Source organism: Streptomyces sp. NPDC002446 (assembly GCF_053595675.1).
Window position 1 is genome coordinate 31433 of the sequence record NZ_JBSFYC010000015.1, and the last position, 21954, is coordinate 53386.

At 71.7% G+C, this 21954-nt stretch carries 19 protein-coding genes and 1 pseudogene; 9 read left to right on the forward strand and 11 right to left on the reverse strand.

The genetic code is table 11. The features are described from left to right. Window positions 1-6 precede the first annotated feature (6 nt). The 4 genes and pseudogenes from ACWD6P_RS11600 to ACWD6P_RS11615 form a co-directional block, all read right to left on the reverse strand. Window positions 7-2049 carry a thioredoxin domain-containing protein gene (locus tag ACWD6P_RS11600; protein ID WP_451443853.1) on the reverse strand — a complete coding sequence of 681 codons (2043 nt, stop codon included), beginning with the start codon at window positions 2047-2049 and terminating at the stop codon, window positions 7-9. A gap of 437 nt (window positions 2050-2486) precedes the next feature. Next, on the reverse strand, window positions 2487-2753 hold the full coding sequence (locus ACWD6P_RS11605) for a hypothetical protein (RefSeq protein ID WP_451443854.1): 267 nt from the start codon (window positions 2751-2753) through the stop codon (window positions 2487-2489). Between the two features lie 20 nt (window positions 2754-2773). After that, a complete protein-coding gene (locus ACWD6P_RS11610) occupies window positions 2774-3376 on the reverse strand; it encodes a hypothetical protein (RefSeq protein WP_451443947.1) in 603 nt (200 codons plus the stop codon). A 135-nt stretch (window positions 3377-3511) separates the two neighbouring features. Further along, window positions 3512-3622, reverse strand: a pseudogene (locus tag ACWD6P_RS11615) (DUF255 domain-containing protein); the annotation flags it as partial. A 166-nt stretch (window positions 3623-3788) separates the two neighbouring features. Here ACWD6P_RS11615 and ACWD6P_RS11620 point away from each other — a divergent pair. Further along, window positions 3789-7073: a tetratricopeptide repeat protein gene (locus tag ACWD6P_RS11620; RefSeq protein ID WP_451443855.1), complete on the forward strand. Its 3285-nt coding sequence runs from the start codon at window positions 3789-3791 to the stop codon at window positions 7071-7073. A 337-nt stretch (window positions 7074-7410) separates the two neighbouring features. Here ACWD6P_RS11620 and ACWD6P_RS11625 read toward each other — a convergent pair whose 3' ends face one another. Beyond that, complete coding sequence (locus tag ACWD6P_RS11625) at window positions 7411-7662, reverse strand: hypothetical protein (RefSeq protein ID WP_451443856.1); 252 nt, start codon at window positions 7660-7662, stop codon at window positions 7411-7413. Window positions 7663-7666: 4 nt separating this feature from the next. Beyond that, window positions 7667-8539 carry a mycothiol conjugate amidase Mca gene (mca, locus tag ACWD6P_RS11630; protein WP_384432507.1) on the reverse strand — a complete coding sequence of 291 codons (873 nt, stop codon included), beginning with the start codon at window positions 8537-8539 and terminating at the stop codon, window positions 7667-7669. A 131-nt stretch (window positions 8540-8670) separates the two neighbouring features. Between mca and ACWD6P_RS11635 the strand changes: the two genes are divergently transcribed. Continuing rightward, window positions 8671-9081: a DUF4307 domain-containing protein gene (locus ACWD6P_RS11635; RefSeq protein ID WP_451443857.1), complete on the forward strand. Its 411-nt coding sequence runs from the start codon at window positions 8671-8673 to the stop codon at window positions 9079-9081. A 291-nt stretch (window positions 9082-9372) separates the two neighbouring features. Next, a complete protein-coding gene (greA, locus tag ACWD6P_RS11640) occupies window positions 9373-9870 on the forward strand; it encodes a transcription elongation factor GreA (RefSeq protein WP_451443858.1) in 498 nt (165 codons plus the stop codon). A gap of 107 nt (window positions 9871-9977) precedes the next feature. Here the strand turns inward: greA and ACWD6P_RS11645 are convergent, their stop codons facing one another. From ACWD6P_RS11645 to ilvA, 3 genes are all read right to left on the reverse strand, one after another. Further along, window positions 9978-10856, reverse strand: coding sequence for an ABC transporter permease (locus tag ACWD6P_RS11645; RefSeq protein ID WP_451443859.1), 879 nt, complete (start codon window positions 10854-10856; stop codon window positions 9978-9980). Continuing rightward, window positions 10853-11878: an ATP-binding cassette domain-containing protein gene (locus ACWD6P_RS11650; RefSeq protein WP_451443860.1), complete on the reverse strand. Its 1026-nt coding sequence runs from the start codon at window positions 11876-11878 to the stop codon at window positions 10853-10855. Before ACWD6P_RS11650 ends, ACWD6P_RS11645 begins: the two co-directional genes overlap by 4 nt. 328 nt (window positions 11879-12206) lie before the next feature. After that, window positions 12207-13484, reverse strand: a complete 1278-nt coding sequence (ilvA, locus tag ACWD6P_RS11655; protein ID WP_451443861.1) for a threonine ammonia-lyase — start codon at window positions 13482-13484, stop codon at window positions 12207-12209. A gap of 163 nt (window positions 13485-13647) precedes the next feature. On the opposite strand from ilvA, the gene ACWD6P_RS11660 reads away from it, so the two are divergent. After that, window positions 13648-14154, forward strand: a complete 507-nt coding sequence (locus tag ACWD6P_RS11660) for a MarR family winged helix-turn-helix transcriptional regulator (protein ID WP_451443862.1) — start codon at window positions 13648-13650, stop codon at window positions 14152-14154. 377 nt (window positions 14155-14531) lie between these two features. On the opposite strand, the gene ACWD6P_RS11665 is transcribed toward ACWD6P_RS11660, so the two are convergent. Further along, complete coding sequence (locus ACWD6P_RS11665; RefSeq protein ID WP_451443863.1) at window positions 14532-15692, reverse strand: cystathionine gamma-synthase; 1161 nt, start codon at window positions 15690-15692, stop codon at window positions 14532-14534. A 152-nt stretch (window positions 15693-15844) separates the two neighbouring features. On the opposite strand from ACWD6P_RS11665, the gene ACWD6P_RS11670 reads away from it, so the two are divergent. From ACWD6P_RS11670 to ACWD6P_RS11685, 4 genes are all read left to right on the forward strand, one after another. Then, entirely contained in the window at window positions 15845-16999 is a 1155-nt protein-coding gene (locus ACWD6P_RS11670; RefSeq protein WP_451443864.1) for a hypothetical protein, read from the forward strand. A 274-nt stretch (window positions 17000-17273) separates the two neighbouring features. Continuing rightward, window positions 17274-17939, forward strand: coding sequence for a peptide-methionine (S)-S-oxide reductase MsrA (msrA, locus tag ACWD6P_RS11675; protein ID WP_451443865.1), 666 nt, complete (start codon window positions 17274-17276; stop codon window positions 17937-17939). A gap of 120 nt (window positions 17940-18059) precedes the next feature. Further along, window positions 18060-18452, forward strand: a complete 393-nt coding sequence (locus ACWD6P_RS11680) for a hypothetical protein (protein ID WP_451443866.1) — start codon at window positions 18060-18062, stop codon at window positions 18450-18452. Further along, window positions 18449-20299 carry a caspase, EACC1-associated type gene (locus ACWD6P_RS11685; protein ID WP_451443867.1) on the forward strand — a complete coding sequence of 617 codons (1851 nt, stop codon included), beginning with the start codon at window positions 18449-18451 and terminating at the stop codon, window positions 20297-20299. The genes ACWD6P_RS11680 and ACWD6P_RS11685 overlap by 4 nt, the downstream gene beginning before the upstream one ends. Window positions 20300-20426: 127 nt before the next feature. On the opposite strand, the gene ACWD6P_RS11690 is transcribed toward ACWD6P_RS11685, so the two are convergent. After that, window positions 20427-21005, reverse strand: coding sequence for a class I SAM-dependent methyltransferase (locus tag ACWD6P_RS11690; protein WP_451443868.1), 579 nt, complete (start codon window positions 21003-21005; stop codon window positions 20427-20429). 50 nt (window positions 21006-21055) lie between these two features. Between ACWD6P_RS11690 and ACWD6P_RS11695 the strand changes: the two genes are divergently transcribed. Then, complete coding sequence (locus ACWD6P_RS11695; protein WP_451443869.1) at window positions 21056-21871, forward strand: AraC family transcriptional regulator; 816 nt, start codon at window positions 21056-21058, stop codon at window positions 21869-21871. Window positions 21872-21954: the final 83 nt, after the last annotated feature.

The following is a 21954-nucleotide window of genomic DNA, read 5'->3' on the forward strand; positions in this document are numbered from 1 at the left end:
CCCGCTTCAGCCCCGGAGCCGCTCCGTCAGTTCCTGCGCGTCCGTCGTGGGCCGCTCGCAGGTGAAGCGGCGGCAGACGTACGCGGCCGGTTCGCCCTCGACCAGGGGGCGGTCCTTGAGGAGCGGGACCTCGTCGGCGTCGTCGGACCCCGGGGCGCCCAGCGCGACGACCGCTCCCGGGGCGGTGCCGAGCAGCGCGGCGCGGTGCAGTGCCGCGGTGGCCGGATCGCCCTGGGGGCCGACGACCGCGATCTCGCGCGGCCCGTCCAGCGCGGCCTCGGCGACGGCGAGCCCCCAGCCGAGGAAGCGCGGGGCCCGGCCGCCGAGCGCGGTGACGATGCCCAGGGCCCGTTCCGCGGCGCTGCGGTGCAGGTCGCTGCCGGTCAAGGCCGCGTACGACAGCAGGGCGCCGGCCGCCGCGGTCCAGCCGGAGGGCGTCGCGTTGTCGGTCGGGTCCTGGGGGCGGCGGATCAGCGCCTCGGCATCGGCGGCGGTGTCGTAGAGCGCGCCGTCCTCGGTGGTGAACTGGAGCAGCACGGTGTCCAGGAAGAAGCCCGCGAACTCCACCCAGACGCCCTCCCCGGTGACCGAGGCGAGGGTGAGGAAGCCCTCGGCGACACTGGCGTAGTCGTCCAGGACGCCGGAGTTGGCGCCGGGCGCGCCGTCGCGGGAGGTGCGGTGCAGCCGGGCATGCCAGTCCATGTGGACGCGGACCAGCAGGTCGGCGGCGTCGGTGGCGGCCTGGACCAGGTCGGGGCGGTCGAAGTAGGCACCCGTCTCGGCGAGCGCGGCGATGGCCAGCCCGTTCCAGGAGGCGACGATCTTGTCGTCCCGTGCGGGGCGGGGCCGCTCGGCACGCGCGGCCAGCAGCCGCTCCTTGACGGAGACCACCCGCTCGGCGTCCACCAGGACGTCCGTGTCGGGGAGTTGGAGTACCGAGGCGCCCTGCTCGAAGGTGCCCTCCTCCGTCACACCGAAGTACGCGGCCGCGAACTCCGCGTCCTTCTCCCCCAGTACGGCGCGCAGCTGCTCCGGCGTCCATACGTAGTACGCGCCCTCGACGTGCTTGCCCGTTCCGTCGTCGCTGTCCGCGTCCAGGGCCGAGGCGAAGCCGCCCTGGTCGGTGCGGAGTTCGCGGACCATGAAGTCGGCGGTCTCGACGGCGATCCGGCGGGCCAGGTCCGAGCCGGTGGAGCGCCACAGGTGGGCGTAGGTCCGGCACAGCAGGGCGTTGTCGTAGAGCATCTTCTCGAAGTGCGGCACGGTCCAGGTGGCGTCCACCGCATAGCGCGCGAAGCCGCCGCCGAGCTGGTCGTAGATGCCGCCGCGGGCCATCGCCGCGCAGGTCGCCTGCACCATCTCCAGGGCCCCGGCGGAGCCGGTGCGGGCGTGGTGGCGGAGCAGGAACTCCAACGCCATGGACGGCGGGAACTTGGGCGCACCGGCGAACCCGCCGTGCACCGCGTCGAATTCACGGGTCAGGCCCATCAGGGCGGTGTGCAGTTCCTCGGGACGCGGCGGCCGCCGGTCGGCGGGCAGCGAGTCGGTCAGCGAGCGCCCGGCCAGGTCGGCGACGATCCGTCCGGCGACCTCGCCGACCTCGTCCCGGCGGTCGGCCCAGGCGCTGCGCACCCCTTCCAGGACCTGCCCGAACGACGGCATGCCGTGGCGGGGCTCGGGCGGGAAGTAGGTACCGAAGTAGAAGGGCTCGGCGTCGGGGGTGAGGAAGACGGTCATCGGCCAGCCGCCCTGCCCGGTGGCGGCCTGCACGGCCTCCATGTACACCGCGTCGACGTCCGGGCGCTCCTCGCGGTCGACCTTGACCGACACGAAGTGCTCGTTGAGCAGCGCGGCGGTGGCCGGGTCCTCGAAGCTCTCGTGGGCCATGACGTGACACCAGTGGCACGCAGAGTAGCCGACCGACAACAGAACGGGCACATCGCGCCGCCGTGCTTCCTCGAAAGCCTCCGGCGTCCAGGGCCACCAGTCGACCGGATTCTCCGCGTGCTGAAGCAAATAAGGCGAGGTCACACCAGCCAACCGGTTCATACAACCCAGCCTCTCACAGCGCCCAACCCTGATGGCGAAGCCCGCGCAGCCCTGCCCCGCTCGGCCGATCTGCACTTATGCGCCATCACGTGTAGAAGGTCAGCCAGGGCTCCGGTGTGTGGGCGCGTTCGGCGTTGGTCATCTCGCCCCGGAGACTGTCGCGGTCGCCTCGGCGGAACGGGTAGTCCGTGGCGGGGAAGCCCCGGATGTGGAGGTAGCCGGGCTCGTCCCAGCGCTCGGAAGGTGGAGCTGCCGCCCGTCAAAGTGGGCGAGAGTGGCGGCGTGATCCGGACGCCCGATGGTTGGCCAACGGTCTTCTGCGGTGGCGGTTCCGCGCCCCTGCCCGCAGGCCACACACTTCACCCCGCCGCCGTTGTCCTGGGCAGTGCGGGTGCACCGCGGCACCGCCCAGGGCGCAGAGGGTCAGACGGCGCCCATCACGGCCCCAGGATCTTGGCGACCACCGCTACGGCGACAATCATCGCCATCGCCAGGATGGCCGGCCACAAGCGTTCCTTGCGCCACGCCAAGATCGACAAAGCCGCAGAAAGAGTAAAAGTGAGGGTGAGCGCGGAGAGTCCCGGGTTCCGCCAGCCTTCGTCCCGCACGAACGCAACAATGAAGAATACCGCCACCCCGGAGAGGGCAACAGCTATGCGACTAAGTTTCGACCGCTTGCCCATGTTTGATCGCTCAACGCTCACCGACGCGCGTCCTTTCCGGATCACACCACTGCATTGTCGTAGCTCTTCCCAGGAAAGGGAAACTTTTTGACCTTCGCCTCCATGCCGGCCGATTCTCGACCACACTCCGCATAGCCCGCCTTGGAGATCATCATAGCAACATCAATCGCCTTGACGATTTTCTCGTATTTCTCAACCGCCTTGAGAGCGTTTTTCGCCACCAGAGCCCATGCCGCCGCGGTTCCGATCAAGCCGACCCCCGTCTCTGCGGCGGCCAGCCCTGCCATGAATTCAATGAATGCCTCGATCGCCAAATCGGAGATAAACATCAGACCGGCCTTCACCGACTCCGCCATCCCGTAGGCGAGGTTCGCCACCGCTGCATAGTTCGCCTTCAGAGAATCAAATGAATCCGCAGCCGAGTCCAGAAGATTGGCGATTTCTTCGAAATAGACACACGCCGCGTCTGCCGCGTTACCCGCGCCCCACCGTACATCACCGCCAATGCCCCGTCCCGCCGCATACTCGAGGGGCGCAAACGCGCCAAAATTCGGCCGACGCCGATAACTTAGCCATATCTCTAGAGCTGATAATGACGGCGATATCGAGATAGTGGCGATTTGACACCGCCTGAGCCAGGCCACGCAGAAATCCGACTCAGCCGCCCTGGTGTGGGGGCCCGTCCGTCCTGCACCTGCCCCAGCCGCTGCACCGCCGCGCCTCGCCCGAAAACGTGTGATGCGGGCCGTGCAGCGCTCCGCGTCGCACTTGCGGAGGGTGCGCCGCCCGGCCTCCTCGAATGCGTCGGCGGACCACGGCCACCAGTCGACGGGGTTGTCGGCGTGCTGGAGCAGATACGGGGAAGTCTCATGAGCCAGGCGGTTCGGCATGGTTCCATCCGGGAGCGGAGGGCGGAGATCGTCCGGCCGGCGGCGGGTTATCCACAGGCCTGCCGGATTTCATGCGGACGCGGAACACTGTGCGTACGGCGAAGATCACCGCCCGGGACCGGGGGAACCGCCGGACAACTGCTGGGACTGCTGAAGGGGGATGGGCATGTCAGGCTCACCGGCCGCGCTGCGCGAGGGCCACCGGGCGGACGCGGAAGCGCTGTTGACCAGGACCGTCGAGGAAGAGGTGCGGCGCTCGGACGGGCGGCTGGACGCCGGGGCGATGCTCGGCAGAGCGCGGGCGGCGCTGGAGGATCTGGCCGGCAGCGCCGCCGAGGAGTACACCGCCTATGTCCGGGCGCTGGACGAGGCGGCCGCCGGCCGGCCGTCTCTGGCGCAGCGGCTGTCCCCCAAGGAGCTGGGCACCCCCGCGGTGGCGACGGCGGTGGCGGCGCTGGCGGCGTTCGGCACGGACCTCGCCTATGGCACGGGCGCGGGCGCGGCGCTGGGCGCCGGGGCCGCCGTGGTGGTGGCGGGCGCGGCGGCGACGGTGGTGAAGCTGACCGCGGGCCACTGGCCGGCCGCGCACCGCGAGGCCGGGATGCGCGGTCAGCCCGGCGGCCCCGAGCAGCTGCGGCTGCAGTGGCTGACGGCGCTGGAGGTACGGGGCATCCGGCCGTTCCTGGACCAGCAGCGGATGCTGACGGCGGCGGCCCGCAGCGGCAGCCAGACGGCCAAGCCGGCCGCCGCGGCGAAGGCCGCCCGGGGGCCGCAGCTGCGCGGCGCGGACCGCAGCGCCGCGGCCCGGCAGCGGTCCGTACTGGAGCATTCCTTCGCCCAACTCCCCAGCGTGGAAGGCCCGTTCGCCGGGCGGCGGGCCGAGCTGACCCAGATCGCGCAGTGGGTGCACGCGGCCCGGGCGAGCACGGAGACCAAGCCGGCGGTGGTGGTGCTGCACGGCGAGCCGGGCTCGGGCCGTACGGCGCTGGCGGTGCGGGCCGCGCACCAGCTGCGTGATCAGTTCCGTGGCGCCTGTGTGGTGGATCTGCGCGGGGACACCCCCGGTGAGGTGCCGCTGCCCACCCGGGACGCGCTGCTGCATCTGCTCAACCGCCTGGGGGCGCCCCGCGAGCAGCTCCTGTTCCGCGAACGCCCGTCCCAGGAACAGCACGTCAAGCGGCTCACCGAGCTGTACCACCAGCATCTGACCGGCCTTCCGGTGACGGTGCTGCTGGATGACGCCTCGGACCCCGAGCAGGTGCGCACGCTGGTGCCGGAGCGCTCCGACAGCCTGGTGCTGGTGACCTCCCGGACGCCGCTGGAGCTGCCCGGGGACCTGGCGGCGTGGGTGCATCAGCTGCCCGTGGGGCCGCTGGACGCGGCGGGCACCGACGAGCTGCTGCGCGCCACCTCCGCGGCCGGCGAGGAGGCGTCGGGCGAGCCGGGGCCGTACGACTCCCGGGCGATCGAGGAGATCTCCGCGCTGTGTGCGGGCCTGCCGCTGGCCCTGCGGGTGGCAGGCTCCGCCCTCGGGTCGCGCACCGCCGCCGCACTGGCCTCGGACCTGGCGGCGCACGGCTCGGCGGCGCCGGTGGAGCGTGCGCTGGCGCTGCGCTACGCCGACCAGCCCGAGGCGGCCCGGCGGCTGCTGCGCCGGCTGGCGCTGGTGGGCCGGGCGAGCCTGGGGGCGGCGGCCGCGGCGGCGCTGCTGGGCGTCGACAACGCGGAGGCGGAGCGCCAGCTGACGACGCTGGTGCGGGCCGGGCTGCTCGAGCATGTGCGCGGCGAGCGCTACCGCATGCACGCCGTGGTGCACAGCTTCGCCCACGACCGGCTGGTGGACGAGGAGGACGCGGGCGAGCGCGGCGCGGCCCAGGAGCGGCTGATCCGCGGCTATGCGGAGCTGGCCGACTCGGTGATCCGGCTGGTCGACGGCCGTACGTCCACCCGCGCCGACCGCTTCGGCTCGCACGGCTTCACCTCGCTGGACGCCGCCCTGCAGTGGCTGGACGACGAGACCAGCTTCATCACGGCCGCGCTGCGCCACGCCGACCAGGGCGTGGACCAGGCCGCGGTCTCGCATCTGCTGGGTGCGCTGGCCGACTACTGCCTGCTGCGCGGCGACCTCTACCGCCTGGGCGAGCTGAACGAGCTGACCCGGGCGGTCGGCCAGGGCCTGCTGGCGCGCTCGGTGCAGTGGCGTACGGGTGTGGCGGCCCGGCAGCTCGGCGAGCTCGACAAGGCGCGGACGACCCTGTCGTCCGTGGTCGACCTCTACTTCGAGGCGCAGCATCCGGTGGGCGCCGCCCGCGCGCTGCGCGACCTGGGCATCACACTCCAGCAGCAGGGCAATCTCACCGAGGCCGCGGCCAAGCTCCGCGAGGCGCTGGAGCTGCAGTCCGGCCCGGACATGCTCGGCGACCGGGCCTGGACGCTGCATGCGCTGGCGGCGGTGGAGCGGGACCGGGCGCAGATCGCCGACGCCATCGCCATGCTCCGCGAGTCCCTGGAGCTGCATGAGCAGAGCGAGAGCCTGCACGGCCAGGCGTGGGCGCACTTCCAGCTCGGCCAGGTGTATCTGCGGATGGGCGAGGTGCCGCAGGCGGAGGGCGCGCTGCAGTCCGCGCTGGAGCTCTACGGCCGCACCCACGACGAGCGCGGCGCCGCCTGGGCGATGACGCAGCTGGCCCGGGCCCGGCTGGTGGACGGTGAGCCGGGGCCCGCGGTGGACGGGCTGCGGCAGGCGCTGCCGCTGCACCACCAGCACGAGGACGCCCGCGGTGAGGCCTGGACGATGTACTACCTGGGCCAGGCGCTGGAGGAGCGCGGCGAACACGACGCGGCGCTGCGGCAGCTGGAGCGCTCGCGGACGATGTTCAGCCGGATGCAGGACGGCTACGGCCTGGCCTGCGCGCGCCACCACTCGGGTCGGGTCACCCGCGATCTGCGGGCGGAGCAGACCGGTTCGCTGCGCAACAGCGGCTTCGCCCGCCAGCTGCTGCAGGACGCCCGTAAGGACTTCCAGCGGATCGGGGTACCGCACGGCGAGGCGTGGTCCTGCCTGGAGCTGGTGATCATCGACGCCGGCAACGGCCGGGCCGCGCAGGCGCTGGAGCTGGCCGACGAGGCGGCGCGGATATTCGCCGGCTACGGCGACCGGCGCGGCGAGGACTGGGCGCGGTTCCTGCGCTGCACGCTGCTGCCGTTCGCCTCACCGGGCGGCTCCGTGGTGGGCACGGCCGTCGCCCAGGAGGAGCTGGCCCAGCTGGTCCGGGACCGGCACCCGCTGCGCGACTCGAAGCTGGAGGACTGCGCGGAGGCGTTCACGCTGCTGCTGGACCGCGGGGTGGAGCCGGAGACGGGCTGGCGGGCCTGGCAGCTCGGCATGGTGCCCAACCGCCATGCCCGCGAGGTCATGGGCGTACCGACGGCGCCGGTCGCCGCGGAGTGACACCCGGGGCGTCCGGGGCACGGCGTCCGGGGCACCCGGGGCGTCCGGGGCACCCGGCCCCGGCCCGCCGGCGGCTCCCCGACGGCGGCTCCCCGGCCCCGGCCCGCAGGCCGCTCCCCGGCACCGGCCCGCAGGCCGCTCCCCAGCCCCGGCCCGCAAGCCGCTCCTCGGCCTCGGCCTCGGCCCCGGCCCGCTGACCGCTCGGGCCAGCGAGCCGCCGGGCAGGCCGGCCGGCCGTTGCCATGCGGCCGGCCGCGGGCCGTCACCCGGTCCATGCGGACCGCCGGGCCGGTGTGCACCGGCCCGGCCGGCCCTCGCCGTCAGCCGGCCCTCGCCGTCAGCCGGTCTTCGGCTCGGCCACCGCGGAGGCAGCCGGGGCGTCGGCGCCCGGCGCGCCCTCCTCCGGCGCCTCCTCGAAGTCCACCTTCTTCATCTGCTTGTTCATGGACTTCATCAGCAGCCACACGGCGCCGCCGATGACCGCGAAGACGATGAAGCCGAGGACGCCGGGGGTCACCTTGTTCTTGTCGAAGCTGTCGGCAAGGGTGACGAAGTGCGTCAGGGCGAGGGTGCTGGTCGCGCTCATCATGGGCTCAATTGTTGCGGATGCCCGCGAAGAGGTCGTCCTCGGGGAGGGAAGTGTCCACGAGCGACTTGGCGAGCTCGTACTCCTCCGTCGGCCAGACCTCGCGCTGGATGTCCATCGGCACCCGGAACCAGCCGCCGTCGGGGTCGATCTGGGTGGCGTGGGCGATCAGCGCCTTGTCGCGGATCTCGAAGAACTCGTCGCAGGGGACGTACGTGGTCAGCGTGCGCTCACGCTGCTCGAACTGCTTCCAGCGCTCCAGCCACTCGCCGTAGGGCGAGTCCATGCCGCGCGCCAGCAGCGCCTCGTGCAGGGCGATCGTGCGCGGCTTGTTGAAGCCCTGGTTGTAGTAGAGCTTCTGGGGCTGCCAGGGCTCACCGGCCTCCGGGTACTTCTCCGGGTCGCCGGCCGCCTCGAAGGCCACCATCGTGATCTTGTGGGTCATGATGTGGTCCGGGTGCGGGTAGCCGCCGTTCTCGTCGTAGGTCGTGATGACCTGCGGCTTGAACTCCCGGATCAGCTTGACCAGCCGCCCGGCCGCCTCCTCGACGTCCTGCAGCGCGAAGCAGCCCTCGGGCAGCGGCGGCAGCGGGTCGCCCTCGGGCAGCCCGGAGTCGACGAAGCCCAGCCACTCCTGCTTGACGCCCAGGATCTCCCGGGCCTCGTCCATCTCCCGCTTGCGCACCTCGTGGATGTGCTCCTCGATGTACGGGTCCCCCTGGAGCTTGGGGTTGAGGATGGAACCCCGCTCGCCTCCTGTGCAGGTGGCGACCAGCACGTCCACCCCCTCGGACACGTACTTGGCCATGGTGGCCGCACCCTTGCTCGACTCGTCGTCGGGGTGGGCGTGGACCGCCATCAAACGCAGCTGCTCAGTCAAGACTCGATCCTCAGTTAAGGGCCGGAGAATATGCCTCCTATAGTGACCGAAGCGAGGGGGCGCTGTATTCCCTGGGGCGGGGACCCCCCGGGGGTTTCCGGTCCCCGGTCCCCGTACCAGGAGGATGGATCATGGCGGCGGTGCGCGAAGGGCTCCCCGACGGACGCTACGGCCGCCCCGCGGACCAGCGCGCGGACCGCAAGCTCAAGATCATCGGTGCGGTGTTCGGCGTCGCGCTGCTGGGCGTGGTCGGCTGGTCGGGCGTCTCGTACATCACGGGGCAGGACCTCAGCGGCCGCGTGATCACCTGGGACGCGGTCTCCGACCATGCCGTCAAGATCCATCTAGAGGTCGTCAAGGAAGCGGACGCCAAGGGCGTGTGCACGCTGCGTTCGCAGTCCGAGGACGGCGCCGAGGTCGGCCGCAAGGACGTCGCCGTCGAGCAGCGCACCGAGCAGGTGGACACCGAGGTCACGCTGCGTACGACGAAGCGGGCGACCACCGCGGTCCTGGTGGGCTGTACGGCGGCCGGCCACGGCTGAAGCGCGCGCGGCGCCGGTCCGGTCCGCGAAGCGCGCGCCGGAGGCCACGGCGGCCGGTGACCGCGCCGCCACGCTCCGGCGCCCCGGTGCCACCACGCCCGGCCTCCACCGCTCACGGACGTGTCGTGACCGCCTCTGATCAGGGATGATGCGGGGCTGTGCGAGGACTGTGATTTTCCTCTTCCCCGTTTTGTGCCGGAATTGTTAGGCTCGTGGTTTCGCCCACCCGTGAAGGCGCAAACCTTCCTGGTAGGGCGTTTGATTTATCCCCAGTACCGACGAGGAGCACCTGTGACCCAGACCAGCGAGAACGTCACCTGGCTGACCCAGGAGGCGTATGACCAGCTCAAGGCCGAGCTGGAGCACCTGTCTGGTCCCGCACGCGCCGAGATCACCGAGAAGATCGCGGCGGCCCGCGAGGAAGGTGACCTGAAGGAGAACGCCGGGTACCACGCGGCCAAGGAAGAGCAGGGCAAGCAGGAGGCCCGCGTCCGCCAGCTGAAGCAGCTGCTGGAGACCGCGAAGGTCGGCGAGGCCCCGGCCGCCAACGGCGTCGTCGCTCCCGGCATGGTCGTCACCATCGCGTTCGACGGGGACCCCGACGACACGCTGTCGTTCCTGCTGGCCTCGCGGGAGTATGCGAGCTCGGACATCGAGACCTACTCCCCGCAGTCGCCGCTGGGGGCGGGCGTGAACGGCAAGAAGATCGGCGCCGACGCGGAGTACGAGCTCCCCAACGGCAAGAAGGCGAGCGTCAAGGTCCTCGACGCCAAGCCGTACACCGGCTGAGTCCCGCGGCCTCGCCGACGACAGGGGAAGCGGCCCGGAGCATCGTGCTCCGGGCCGCTTCGCCGTATCCGCGCCGCGTGCTGCGCGGCAAAGGGCCGAGGGCCGTCTCAGGCCGCAGCCGACCGGTACTTGCGGACCGCCAGCGTCCGGAAGACCGCGATGATCAGGACGGACCAGAGCACCGAGGCGAGCACCGGGTGCTCCATCGGCCAGGCGCCGGTCACCGACTTGGGCACCCCCGCGATGGTGTTGCCGAACAGCTCGCGGGAGGCGGCCACCGTCGCGCTGAAGGGGTTCCACTCCGCGATGTGCTGCAGGAACGCCGGCATGCCGTTGACCGGTACGAACGCATTGGACAGGAAGGTCAGCGGGAAGAGCCAGATCAGCCCGCCGGACGTGGCCGCCTCGGGCGTGCGCACCGTGAGGCCGATCAGCGCGCCGATCCAGGAGAAGGCGTAGCCGAGCAGGAGCAGCAGCGCGAAGCCGGCCAGCACCGCGGCGGGGTTCTCGTGGGTGCGCCAGCCGATCAGCAGCGCGACGACCGCCAGCACCACCAGCGTCAGCGCGGTCTGGACGAGGTCGGCGAGGGTCCGGCCGGTGAGCACCGCGCCGCGGGACATCGGCAGCGACCGGAACCGGTCGATCAGCCCCTTGTGCATGTCGTCGGCGATGCCCGCGCCGGCGCCCGCCGTGGCGAAGGTGACGGTCTGCGCGAAGATCCCGGCCATCAGGAACTCGCGATAGGCCTGGGTGTCGCCCACGGGGGCCCCGGGGATGATGATGGAGCCGCCGAAGACATAGGTGAACAGCACCACGAACATGATCGGCTGGATCAGCCCGAAGATCACGACTTCGGGGATGCGCACCATCCGGATCAGATTGCGCTTGGCGACCACCAGTGAGTCGCGTACGGAGCGGCTGACGCCGCCGCGGGGCTGCGGGGTGCGGACGCGGCCGTCACCGGCCGCTTCGGTCACCGTGGTCACTTCACGCCCTCCTTCTGGCGGCCCGGGCCGCCGGCGCCGTCCGCACCGGCCGCGGCGCCGTTCCCGCCGTCCTCGTCCGCCGTCTCGGCCGCGTGCCCGGTCAGCGAGATGAAGACGTCGTCGAGGGTCGGGCGGCGCAGGCCGATGTCATCTATCTCCACGCCCCGGCTGTCGAGTTCGCGGATGACCTCGGCGAGCAGCTTGGCGCCGCCGGCCACCGGGGTCGTGATCTTGCGGGTGTGCGGTTCCACCGTGCTCTCGCCCCTGCCGAAGCCGCGCAGGACCTCGTCGGCGAGGGTGAGGTGCTCGGGGTCGTGCACGACGACCTCCACGCGCTCACCGCCGGTACGCGCCTTGAGCTGGTCGGAGGTGCCGCGGGCGATGACCTTGCCGTGGTCGACGACGCAGATGTCGTGCGCGAGGCGGTCGGCCTCCTCCAGGTACTGGGTGGTGAGCAGCAGCGTCGTGCCGCCCGCGACCAGTTCCTGGATGACGTCCCACAGCGCCTGGCGGTTGCGCGGGTCCAGGCCCGTGGTCGGCTCGTCCATGAACATCACGGGCGGGCTGACGACCAGCGCCGCCGCGAGGTCGAGCCGGCGGCGCATACCGCCGGAGTAGGTCTTGGCGGTACGGTCGGCGGCGTCGCCGAGGTTGAAGCGTTCCAGCAGCTCGGCGGCCCGGCGCTTGGCGTCGCGGCCGCTCATCTGGTAGAGCTGGCCGACCATCATCAGGTTCTCGCGGCCGGTCAAGTACTCGTCGACGGCGGCGAATTGGCCGGACAGGCCGATCGACCGGCGTACCTTGTCGGGGTGTGCGAGGACGTCGATCCCGGCAACCTCCGCCTTGCCGCGGTCGGGCCGGATCAGGGTCGTCAGGACCCGTACGGCGGTCGTCTTGCCGGCACCGTTCGGGCCGAGCATTCCGAGGACGGTTCCTTCGGGAACGTCGAGGTCGACGCCGTCCAGTGCCCTCACGTCGCCGAAGGTCTTCACCAGACCTTCGGCGTAAATGGCGCCTGGCATAGGGATACTCCCATGGCTCGGGTCAGTTCCAGGTCGAATGGTACGTTTTGCGGTCTGTAAAGGCCCATTGGGGCATTTGTCCGCAACGGAGCGCCGTGGCTCACCGGCACCCCGCGGCCGTGATGCTACTCCGAAACGCGATACATCGCGATACAATTTTCCCAGCCCGAGCCCGCACGAGCGGCCCCGCGTACGACCGCCGCCCGGCAGCACCGCCCGGCCACTCCGCGGCTGCACTCTGCGGCAACACCGTGCAGTCACTCCGCGGCAGCACTCTGCGGTCATTCCGCGGCGGCACCCTGCGGTCACCCCGCGACCGCCCCCTGCGTCACTCCGCGACCGCGTAACCCGCCTCGTTCAGCGCCGCGCGCACCTCGGCGCAGTGCGCCGGGCCCTTGGTCTCCAGATGCAGCTCCACCTCGACCTCGGTCAGCCCGAGCCGCGGATCCGTGCGCACATGACCGATGTCCAGGATGTTCGCGTCGACCACCGTCAGCACCCCGAGCAGCGTCTCCAGCGCCCCCGGCCGGTCCGTCAGCCGCAGCCGCAGCGAGAGGTAGCGGCCCCCGGCCGCCATGCCGAAGCGCAGGATGCGCTGCAGCAGCAGCGGATCGACGTTCCCGCCGGACAGCACCGCCACCACCGGCCCCTCGAAGGACTCCGGGTCGGCGAGCAGCGCCGCCACCGGACTCGCCCCGGCCGGCTCCACCACCAGCTTCGCCCGCTCCAGGCACAGCAGCAGCGCGCTGGAGAGCTCGTCCTCGGAGACCGTACGGACCTCGTCCACCAGCTCCCGCACGATCCCGAAGGTCACCTCGCCCGGCCGCCCGACCTTGATGCCGTCCGCCATCGTCGACAGCCCCTCGACCGCCACCGGACGCCCGGCCGCCAGCGACGGCGGATAGCAGGCCGCGCCGGCCGCCTGCACCCCGATGACCTTCACATCCGGCCGCAGCGCCTTGACCGCGAGCGCGATGCCCGCCGCCAGCCCGCCGCCGCCGACCCCGACGACGATGCTGCGCACCTCCGGGCACTGTTCGAGGATCTCCAGGCCGACCGTGCCCTGCCCGGCGATGATGTCGCGGTGGTCGAAGGGGTGGATGAAGACCGCCCCGGTCTCGCGCGCGTACTCCTGCGCGGCGGCCAGCGTCTCGTCGACCACCTGGCCGTGCATCCGCACCTCGGCGCCGTACTCACGGGTCGCGGCGACCTTCGGCAGCGGCGCGCCGACCGGCATGAACACCGTCGAGCGCACCCCGAGCAGGGACGCCGCGAGCGCCACGCCCTGCGCGTGGTTGCCGGCGCTCGCCGCCACCACACCGGCCGCCCGCTCCTGAGCGCTGAGCCCGGCGATCCGTACGTAGGCGCCGCGGATCTTGAAGGAGCCGGTGCGCTGGAGGTTCTCGCACTTGAGGTGGACGGGCGCGCCGACCAGTCCGGACAGATAGCGGCTGCCCTCCATCGCGGTGGCCCGTGCGACACCGGAGAGGATCTTGTGCGCCTCGCGTACGTCATCGACCGTGATCGGGTCACCGGCGAGCGGACCGGCGGCGGGGAACGCGGATGCGGAGGTCTCGTGCGGTGTACGCGGCGGATGAGCTGCCATGCCGCCAGTCTGGCATTTTGCCTCTCGCCCGGCCCGTCCGTCCAAGGGGCGGGCAGGGGTTACAGGGCGTTATCGGATTGGGCAGCGCAGGTACGCTCCGCGCCGGGTCCGCGTACGCTGTCCTCCCACCCATACGCATATCCATCGAAGCGAGCTCCCGGCCATGCCCACCTCTTCGGACATGACGACCCACTCCGATCCCGCTCCCGCTCTCCTCGACGCGCTGCAGCACCAAGTAGCCGTCTTCGCCCGCCGCGCAGAGCAGAGCCGGCTCGGCGGCGTCGGACAGGCGCGCAACTCCATGGACCGCGCCGCGTATCTGCTGCTCAACCGCCTGGACCAGGAAGGCCCGATGGGCGTCAAGGCCCTGGCCGCCGGTATGGGCATCGACTCCTCGACGGTCACCCGGCAGGTCGCCCCGCTGGTCGACTCCGGGCTGGTCAGCCGGGCCACCCACCCCGAGGACGGCCGGGCCGTGGTGCTCCAGCTCTCCGACCGCGGGCACGCCCGGCTCGACGAGGTGCGCGCCTCGCGCCGCGCCCTGATGGCGCTGGTGACGGAGGGGTGGTCCGAGGAGGAACGCGAGGCGTTCACCACGCTTCTGACGCGCTTCAACGCCTCGCTCTCCGGCATCACCGCCATCACCGCGTCCATGACGCCCAGTTCCTGACGGTTCGCTTCCCACGTTGTCGGCTGCGGCGCCGTGGGGGTTGCTCGTGGTGCGCCTGCGGCGGGCTGTTGCCGCTGCGCGGGGCTTGTCGGCTGCGGGTGCGGCCCTACGGACTCCGTCCTACGGTCCGCCCCCTTCCGTGGGTGGGTGGAAGGAGACCGGTGGGGGTGTACGTAAGCCCGTACGTGCGCGCAATGGACGAGTGACGCCAGCCCCCACCGGCCCTCTTCACCACCCACTCACGGGAGGTGCCGCTCCGCAGGACGAAGTCCGGAGGAGCGGCACCGCACCCAACACACCACGCCCGCCGCAGGCGCAACGGCGAACAACCCCCACGGCGGGAAGCCAAACACGTCGGCCGCAGCCAAGCGCAGCGGTTAGCCCAGCGCCTGGGTCAGGTCGGCCAGCAGGTCGTCGGCGGACTCGATGCCGACCGAGAGGCGTACGAGGTCGCCGGGGACCTCCAGCGCGGAACCGACCACCGAGGCGTGCGTCATCCGGCCCGGGTGCTCGATGAGCGACTCGACGCCGCCCAGCGACTCCCCGAGGGTGAACAGCTCGGCCCGGTTGCAGACCTCCACCGCCGCCTGCTCGCCACCCGCGACCTGGAACGACACCATGCCGCCGAAGGAACGCATCTGCTTGGCGGCGACCTCGTGGCCGGGGTGGTCGGACAGCCCCGGGTAGTAGACGCGGGTCACCTTCTTGTGCGCGGACAGCAGCTCGGCGACGCGCGCCGCGTTGGCGCTGTGCCGGTCCATGCGGACGGCCAGCGTCTTGATGCCGCGCATCACCAGCCAGGCGTCGAAGGGGCCGGCGATCGCGCCCATCGCGTTCTGGTGGTAGGCGAGTTCCTCGCCGAGGGTGTCGTCGTTGACGACCAGGGCGCCGCCGACGACGTCCGAGTGGCCGCCCATGTACTTGGTCGTGGAGTAGACCACCACGTCGGCGCCGAGCGCGAGCGGCTGCTGGAGGTAGGGGCTGGCGAAGGTGTTGTCGACGACGAGCCGGGCGCCGGCGTCCCGCGCGACGCCGGCCAGCGCCCCGATGTCGCTGATGCCGAGCAGCGGGTTGCTGGGCGTCTCCACCCAGATCACCTTCGTACGGGGCCGCAGCGCCGCGCGGACGGCCTGCGGGTCGGAGGTGTCGGCCACCGACCACTCCACGCCCCAGCGCTCGACGACCTTGGCGAAGAGGCGGAACGTGCCGCCGTAGGCGTCATTGGGGATGACGACGTGGTCGCCGGGGGTCAGCAGGGTCCGCAGGAGGCAGTCCTCGGCGGCGAGGCCGGAGGCGAAGGCGAGGCCGCGGCGGCCGCCGTCCAGGGCCGCGAGGTTCTCCTCCAGGGCGGTCCGGGTCGGGTTGGCGCTGCGGCTGTACTCGTAGCCGCCGCGCAGCCCGCCCACACCGTCCTGCTTGTAGGTGGAAACCTGGTAGATGGGCGGCACCACGGCGCCGGTGGCCTGGTCAGGCTCCTGGCCCGCGTGGATGGCGAGGGTCTCGAAATGCTGGTGGCGCTGGTCGCGCTGATCGCTCATGCCTGCCGAGGGTAGTCGGCCCCGGCCTTCCCGGAACTTTCTGGTTCGCTGGATAGTGGATACATACAAAGGGCACCGCGCACCGGTTCCCCCGCGCGCACCTCAGCACCACCCCGGCCCCGCCGCACCGCTACAGGTACAGGACACCTCACATGGACGCTCTGCTGGTTCTCCTCGCCGCGCTCGCGCTCGGCGGCCTCGTCTTCCTGCCCTGGATGCGACGCCGGCGGGCCGTGCAGCACACCCAGCGGGGCCTGGTGGTGGCCGCCGACCCGATGGCGGGCTACGGCTTCGTACCGCTGGAGCAGCTGGACGTACGGCTGCCGGGCCCCGACGAGGAGCTGGACGCCGCGCTGGCCGAGATGCGCCGGACGCACGACTGGCGCCCGGCGGCCGAGCTGCTGAAGTCCACCGGCGACGACTGGGAGCGCCGCTGGCAGCGGGTGCAGACGCTGGCCGGCGCGGCCGCGTTCGAGCTGGCCGGCGCGGCCGCGTTCGAGCTGGCCGAGGGCGGGACGGACGGGGACGGCGGGGGCCGGACCGGCGGCATCTGGCTGCGGACGTGGCGCTCGGAGGCGCCCAAGGACCCCGGCGGCGCCCAGACGCACGCCCAGTTCCTGGTCGTCCAGGCGCTGCGCGACCCGGGCTCGCAGGACTTCCGGATGATCCTGGAGGAGGCCCGCACGGTCTGCCGCGAGGCGGCGCTGCTGGCCCCCGGCAGCCCGATCCCGTACATCACCGAGCTGGCCGTCGCCCGCGGCCTGGGGGAGCGCCCCGCCGACTACGAGGCGCTGTGGTCCAAGGTCGCCCAGCGCGCCCCGCAGCACATGGGCGCACATCTGGCCGCGCTCCCGTACTGGTCGCAGAAGTGGCACGGCTCGCGTACGGAGGCCGAGGCGTTCGCCGAGCGCGCGGCGGCCGCGGCCCCCGCGGGGACGCTGCTCCCGGCGCTGCCCCTCTTCGCGGTCTACGAGCACCTCCCCGAGGCCAACATGGTCCGCAGCCTCTACCAGAGCGCGGTCGTCGAGCGGGCCATCGAGGGCGCCCACTTCGCGCTCCGCGAGGCCCCCGCCGACCACCCCATGGCTCCCCACGTCCGCCATCTGCTGGTGTGGTTCCTGGTACGCGCCGAGCGCTACGCCGAGGCCATGGAGCAGCTCCGCCTGGTCGACGGTCATGTGGGCGCCGTCCCCTGGTCGTACGGCCGCAGCCCCGCCGCCGAGTACGCCGCCTACCGCGCCCAGGCCATCGCCGGCTGGGAACAGCTCGGCGGCACGTCGGCGGGCTTCCCACCGGCCGGGAGCTAGGGCGGCCGTCCCGCCGAACGGGAACCAAGGGCCCAAGGGGCCCAAGGCGCCTTTCCCACCAACCGGGGACCAGGGGCACCCTCCCCACCAACTGGGACCAGGGCCCCCAAAACCAACCCACCGCGGGGCCCGGCCGCCGGAATGCCGCCGCCCTCCCCGATGTTGGGCCCATTGCACACCCAGCTCTGCTCGCTAGTTCCCCTCCCCAGTTCCCCTCACCCAGCTCCCCTCCCCGCCCACCCACCCGCTCTCCCTCCCCAGGAGCCTGATCCCGATGCTGTTCTCCCGCTTCAAGACCCACCTCCCCACCCCCGACGAAGCACTCGAGGGCCGCCCCGAGCGGGCCTTCGCCGTCCCCGACCGGCACACCGTCCTCGGCAAGGCCCTGCTCGGCCCGTATCCGGACGGCCTGGAGACCGCGGACTTCGGCCTGGGCTGTTTCTGGGGCGCCGAGCGGAAGTTCTGGCAGACCGAGGGCGTGTGGACCACCCTCGTCGGCTATCAGGGCGGGCACACCCCCAACCCCACCTACGAAGAGGTCTGCAGCGGCCACACCGGCCACACCGAGGCCGTCCGCGTCGTCTTCGACCCGGCCGTCGTCCCGTACACCGCCCTGCTGAAGCTCTTCTGGGAGTCCCACAACCCGACCCAGGGCTTCCGCCAGGGCAACGACGTGGGCACCCAGTACCGCTCCGCGATCTACACCCACTCCCCCGCCCAGCAGCAGGCCGCCGAGGCCTCCCGCGACGCCTACCGCGCCGTCCTGCACAACTCCGGCTACCCCGACATCACCACCGAAATCCTCCCCGCCGACACCCGCCCCTTCTATCCGGCGGAGGCCTACCACCAGCAGTACCTCGACAAGAACCCTGCGGGGTACTGCGGGATCGGCGGGACTGGCGTGAGCTGCCCAGTGGGTGTGGCACCGACCGGCGAATGAGCCTCGGTCTCATCTGGGGTGGGCCCACAGGCATGCGCAGAGGTGCAGGCGGTGCCAGACTGGATTTGAGGCGGTGGGCTCTGGACCGTTCTGAACAGCAGCCAGGCGGGGCGAGGTGCCGTGACCAGGCAATTGCGGATCACTGTCCAGCATGCAGACGATGAGATCGAGCTCCTGCACCGCGATATCGAGGGCCTGCGGGAGGACTTGCTGCTGCTCGACGTGGACCAGGTGGAACATCCCGACGCCGGCCCAACTCCGGAGGGTGCTCGGAGCGGCGCTACGGAGCTGTTGGACGTTCTGTTGGTGACACTGCCTCCTGTGCTGCCGCTCCTTGAGGGGGTGGTCGCCGTCGTCAAAGAGTGGTTGGGGCGCAGCGGAGAGTCAACGTGCGTCCTGGAGATCGACGGCAACCGTCTTGAGCTCACGGGCGTCCGCAGCAAGGAGCAGCGACGGCTGGCCGAGGCATGGCTCGCCCGCTGCGGGCGGGCACCTGGGGAAGCGGGGCCATGACCGATCGGGACAGGTACGCGCTCGTCGTGGTGACGGGAACTTACCTCGACGTAGGACTCGGTGCGCTTCGGGCCCCGACGGACGACGCGGAGAGCCTCGCCGAGGTGCTCGGCGACACCTCCATCGGTGACTTCGACGTGGAGGTGCTGACCGATCCAACGGTCCAACAGCTCCGCATCGCGGTGGAAGACTTCTTCGCGGACAGGCGGCCACAGGACACCTTGCTGCTGCATTTCTCGTGCCACGGGGTGAAGAACGCTGCGGGCAAGCTGTTCCTCGCCACCACCGACACGAGCCGGGCCCGGCTGGCCTCGACCGCGATCCCGGCTGAGTACGTGAGCAGTCTGATGCTGGCGAGCCGTGCACAGCGGGCGGTCCTGCTCCTGGACTGTTGCTATGCCGGGGCCTTTGAGCGCGGGTTGTTCGCACGGGCCGGTACGGACGCGCACGTACAGGACAGCTTTCAGGATCTGGAGCGCACCGGAGGGCGGCGAGGACGGGCGGTCTTCACAGCGTCCAGCGCCGTCGAATTCGCCTTCGAGGGCGACCGCCCTGTGGCGGGCGGGGCAGCGTCTCAAGGCAATCCGTCGCTGTTCACCGGCGCCCTGGTGGAGGGGCTCCGTACCGGCGACGCCGACCGCGACGGTGATGGGGAGGTCGGGGTCTCCGAGCTGGCTGACTATGTAGGCGAGCGGTTGCAGGAGCTCACCCCTCACCAGACTCCGCAGCTATGGGTTTTTGGTGCGCATGGCGACCTTCCCATCGCGCGTACCAGGCGGGCCAGGCCCGCAGCGTTGCCGCGTGAGCTCGCAGATGCTGTGCACTCGGAGAGTCGCGAGAGGAGGCTGTGGGCTGTCGGCGATCTGGGCAGTCTGTTGCGTGGCGAGGATGTGGGACTCGCGTTGTCGGCCTGTGCAGCACTGTCCGAGTTGGAGCGCGACGACAGTCGCCGGGTGGCAGATGGCGCTGCCCGAGCGCTTGGGGCGGCCCAGCCCGAGGTCGGCCCTCCATCACTCGATCTCGGAAGGGCCGTGGTGGGAGTCCCGGGCCCACCGGCCCTGCTTCGGGTGGAAGGTCCGCCGATCGTCCTCGCCACCATGGAGGCAAGAGCGGACCCATGGCTGAAGATCCGATACGTGGAAGGCGGGATCGAGCTGGCGGCGGAGGTTTCCGAGCGGGGGGAGTTCGCTGGCACCGTGCGGCTGCAGAGCGCGACTGGTGAGTTGGCGATCCCGGTTCAGGCGGAGGCGGTGACACAGCGGCGCCCGAGGCGGCAGCCTGAGCCGACTCCGAGAGTGCCGAAGGAACCGGCCGCGAGCAGGCCGCCACCGGCGACCGAAGCGGCCGCTGATCAGCCCACTGGGGGTCAAGTCCCCGTCACGAGGCGGCTGCTAGGAACCGTCTCCCATTGGTCCTTCCTGGCTGCAGCGGCGGCGATGGTCCTTGCCCTGATCCTGCCGATGACGAAGTACGGTTCAACTTTCGAGATAGTTGTGATAGTGCAATACAGAAAATGGGCTCCGCTGCAGGGCGCATGGGCATGGGCGAGCGCAGTCACATGCGTAGCCGCGGCAGTCTGTGCCGCGCGTGGTTCCTCGGTTCTGCAACTGCCGTCGGTGCGCTGGTGGTACACCATCGTGGCGCTGGTGAACCTGGGGGTGACGATACTGTGGTGGCGCACTGGGATCGCTTACGGAATCCGAATCGGACTGGTGGCCCTCACTGCAGCTTGCGTCTTCCAGCTTTGGGGCTCCCTATACATGTGGCTCTGCCTCCGGCGCCGGAGACCGTCTGCCGACTCGGATACCGGAAGGAAGCAGGCACCGAAGGCCGGATACGGTAGTTGACACAACTTCGGATCCGGGCCAAGTCCGCCGGTGAGCGCTGACTGGCCCCGCGGTAGCCCTCACCACTGACCCTCGTGCCTGCCCCAGGTCGGCACGCCCCACAGGCCCCGTAGGCCCCGCCCCTCCCTCACCCGCGTACCGCGCGGAAGCGGAAGTGGTCCTTGCGGAGTGTGACGCTGATGCCGGGGTCGGTGAAGCCCGCTGCGCGGAGGCGGGCCGGGAGGGTTTCGGGGGGTACGGGGACGTAGGTGTCGCGCAGGTGGATGAGGCGGAAGCCGGGGCTGGCGCGGCCGTCGCAGCCTGCGAAGACGCCGCCGGGGCGGAGTACCCGGAAGGCCTCCGCGAAGAGGCGGTCCTGCTGTCGCGGCGAGGGCACGTGGTGCAGCATCGTGAAGCAGACGACCGTGTCGAAGGCGGCGTCCGGCAGGGGCATCGCGGTGCCGTCGCCGTGCAGGACCGCGATCCGGTCGCCGTACTCCGCGCGCAGTCGCCGCGCCGCGTCCTCGTCGACCTCCAGGACGCTCAGCCGGCCAGCGGTCCGGCGCGCCAGCGCCCGCGTCGTGGCGCCGTAACCGGGCCCGATCTCCAAGGTGTCGGCGCCCAGTTGGACGCCGTCGAGGGCCCAGGGCAGCAGGTCTTTCTCCACCGCGCGGGCCCATGGGCGGGAGCTGCACAGCCACTGGTGATAGCGGTTCATGGAAGGCATGGGCCGAGCGTAGGGAGCGGGGTACGGTGACCACCACGCGATAGGGGGACATGTTGTATCGCAGCACGGACAGCGACGGCGGTGGGCGGCCGGACCGGAACGGGGGAACGGCCGCGCGGGTGGCGCCGGCGGGGCCGCCCGCCGGGGCGGCCGTCGTCGTGGGGAGTTTCGCGATGGACGGCGGGCAGTGGTTCGGAAGCCACCGCCATGAGCACCACCAACTCGCCTGGGCGGGACGGGGAGTTCTGGCCGTACGGGCCGCCGGCACCACATGGGTGCTGCCGCCGTCGATGGCGCTGTGGATACCAGCCGGCACCGAGCACGCCACCGGGGCCGCCGGTCCGGCGCTCTTCCGGAGCCTGTACTACCTGCCCGAGCGCTGCCCGGTCGACTGGTCCGCGCCCACCGTCGTCGGTGTCTCCGCGCTGCTGCGCGAGCTGATCTCGTATCTGGCGGACGACACCCTGGCCGCGGCCGCCCGCGAACGGGCCGAGGCCGTCGTCCTCGACCAGCTGCGTCCGGTGTCGGTGGCGACGGTGCAGGCCCCGATGCCCCGCGATCCGCGGGCCCGCCGGGTCGCCCAGGCGCTGCGCGCCGATCCCGCGGACGGGCGGACGCTGGCGGAGTGGGGCGCCCGGGTGGGCGCGAGCGGCCGGACGCTGGCCCGTGCGTTCGTGGCCGACACCGGCATGCCGTACGGGCAGTGGCGCACCCGGGTCCGGCTGCAGGCCGCGATGCCGCTGCTGGCCGGCGGTGCGACCGTCGCGGCCGTGGCGGCGCGGGTGGGCTACGCCTCCCCGAGCGCGTTTGTCGCGGCCTTCCGGCGTGCGGTGGGCGTGCCGCCGGGGGTGTACTTCGCGCCGTAGGGCGCGGCGAGGCGGTGGGCGTGCCGCCGGGCGTGTACTTCGCGCCGTAGGGCGGGGCGGCGGCGCGGACGCCGGGCCGGGCG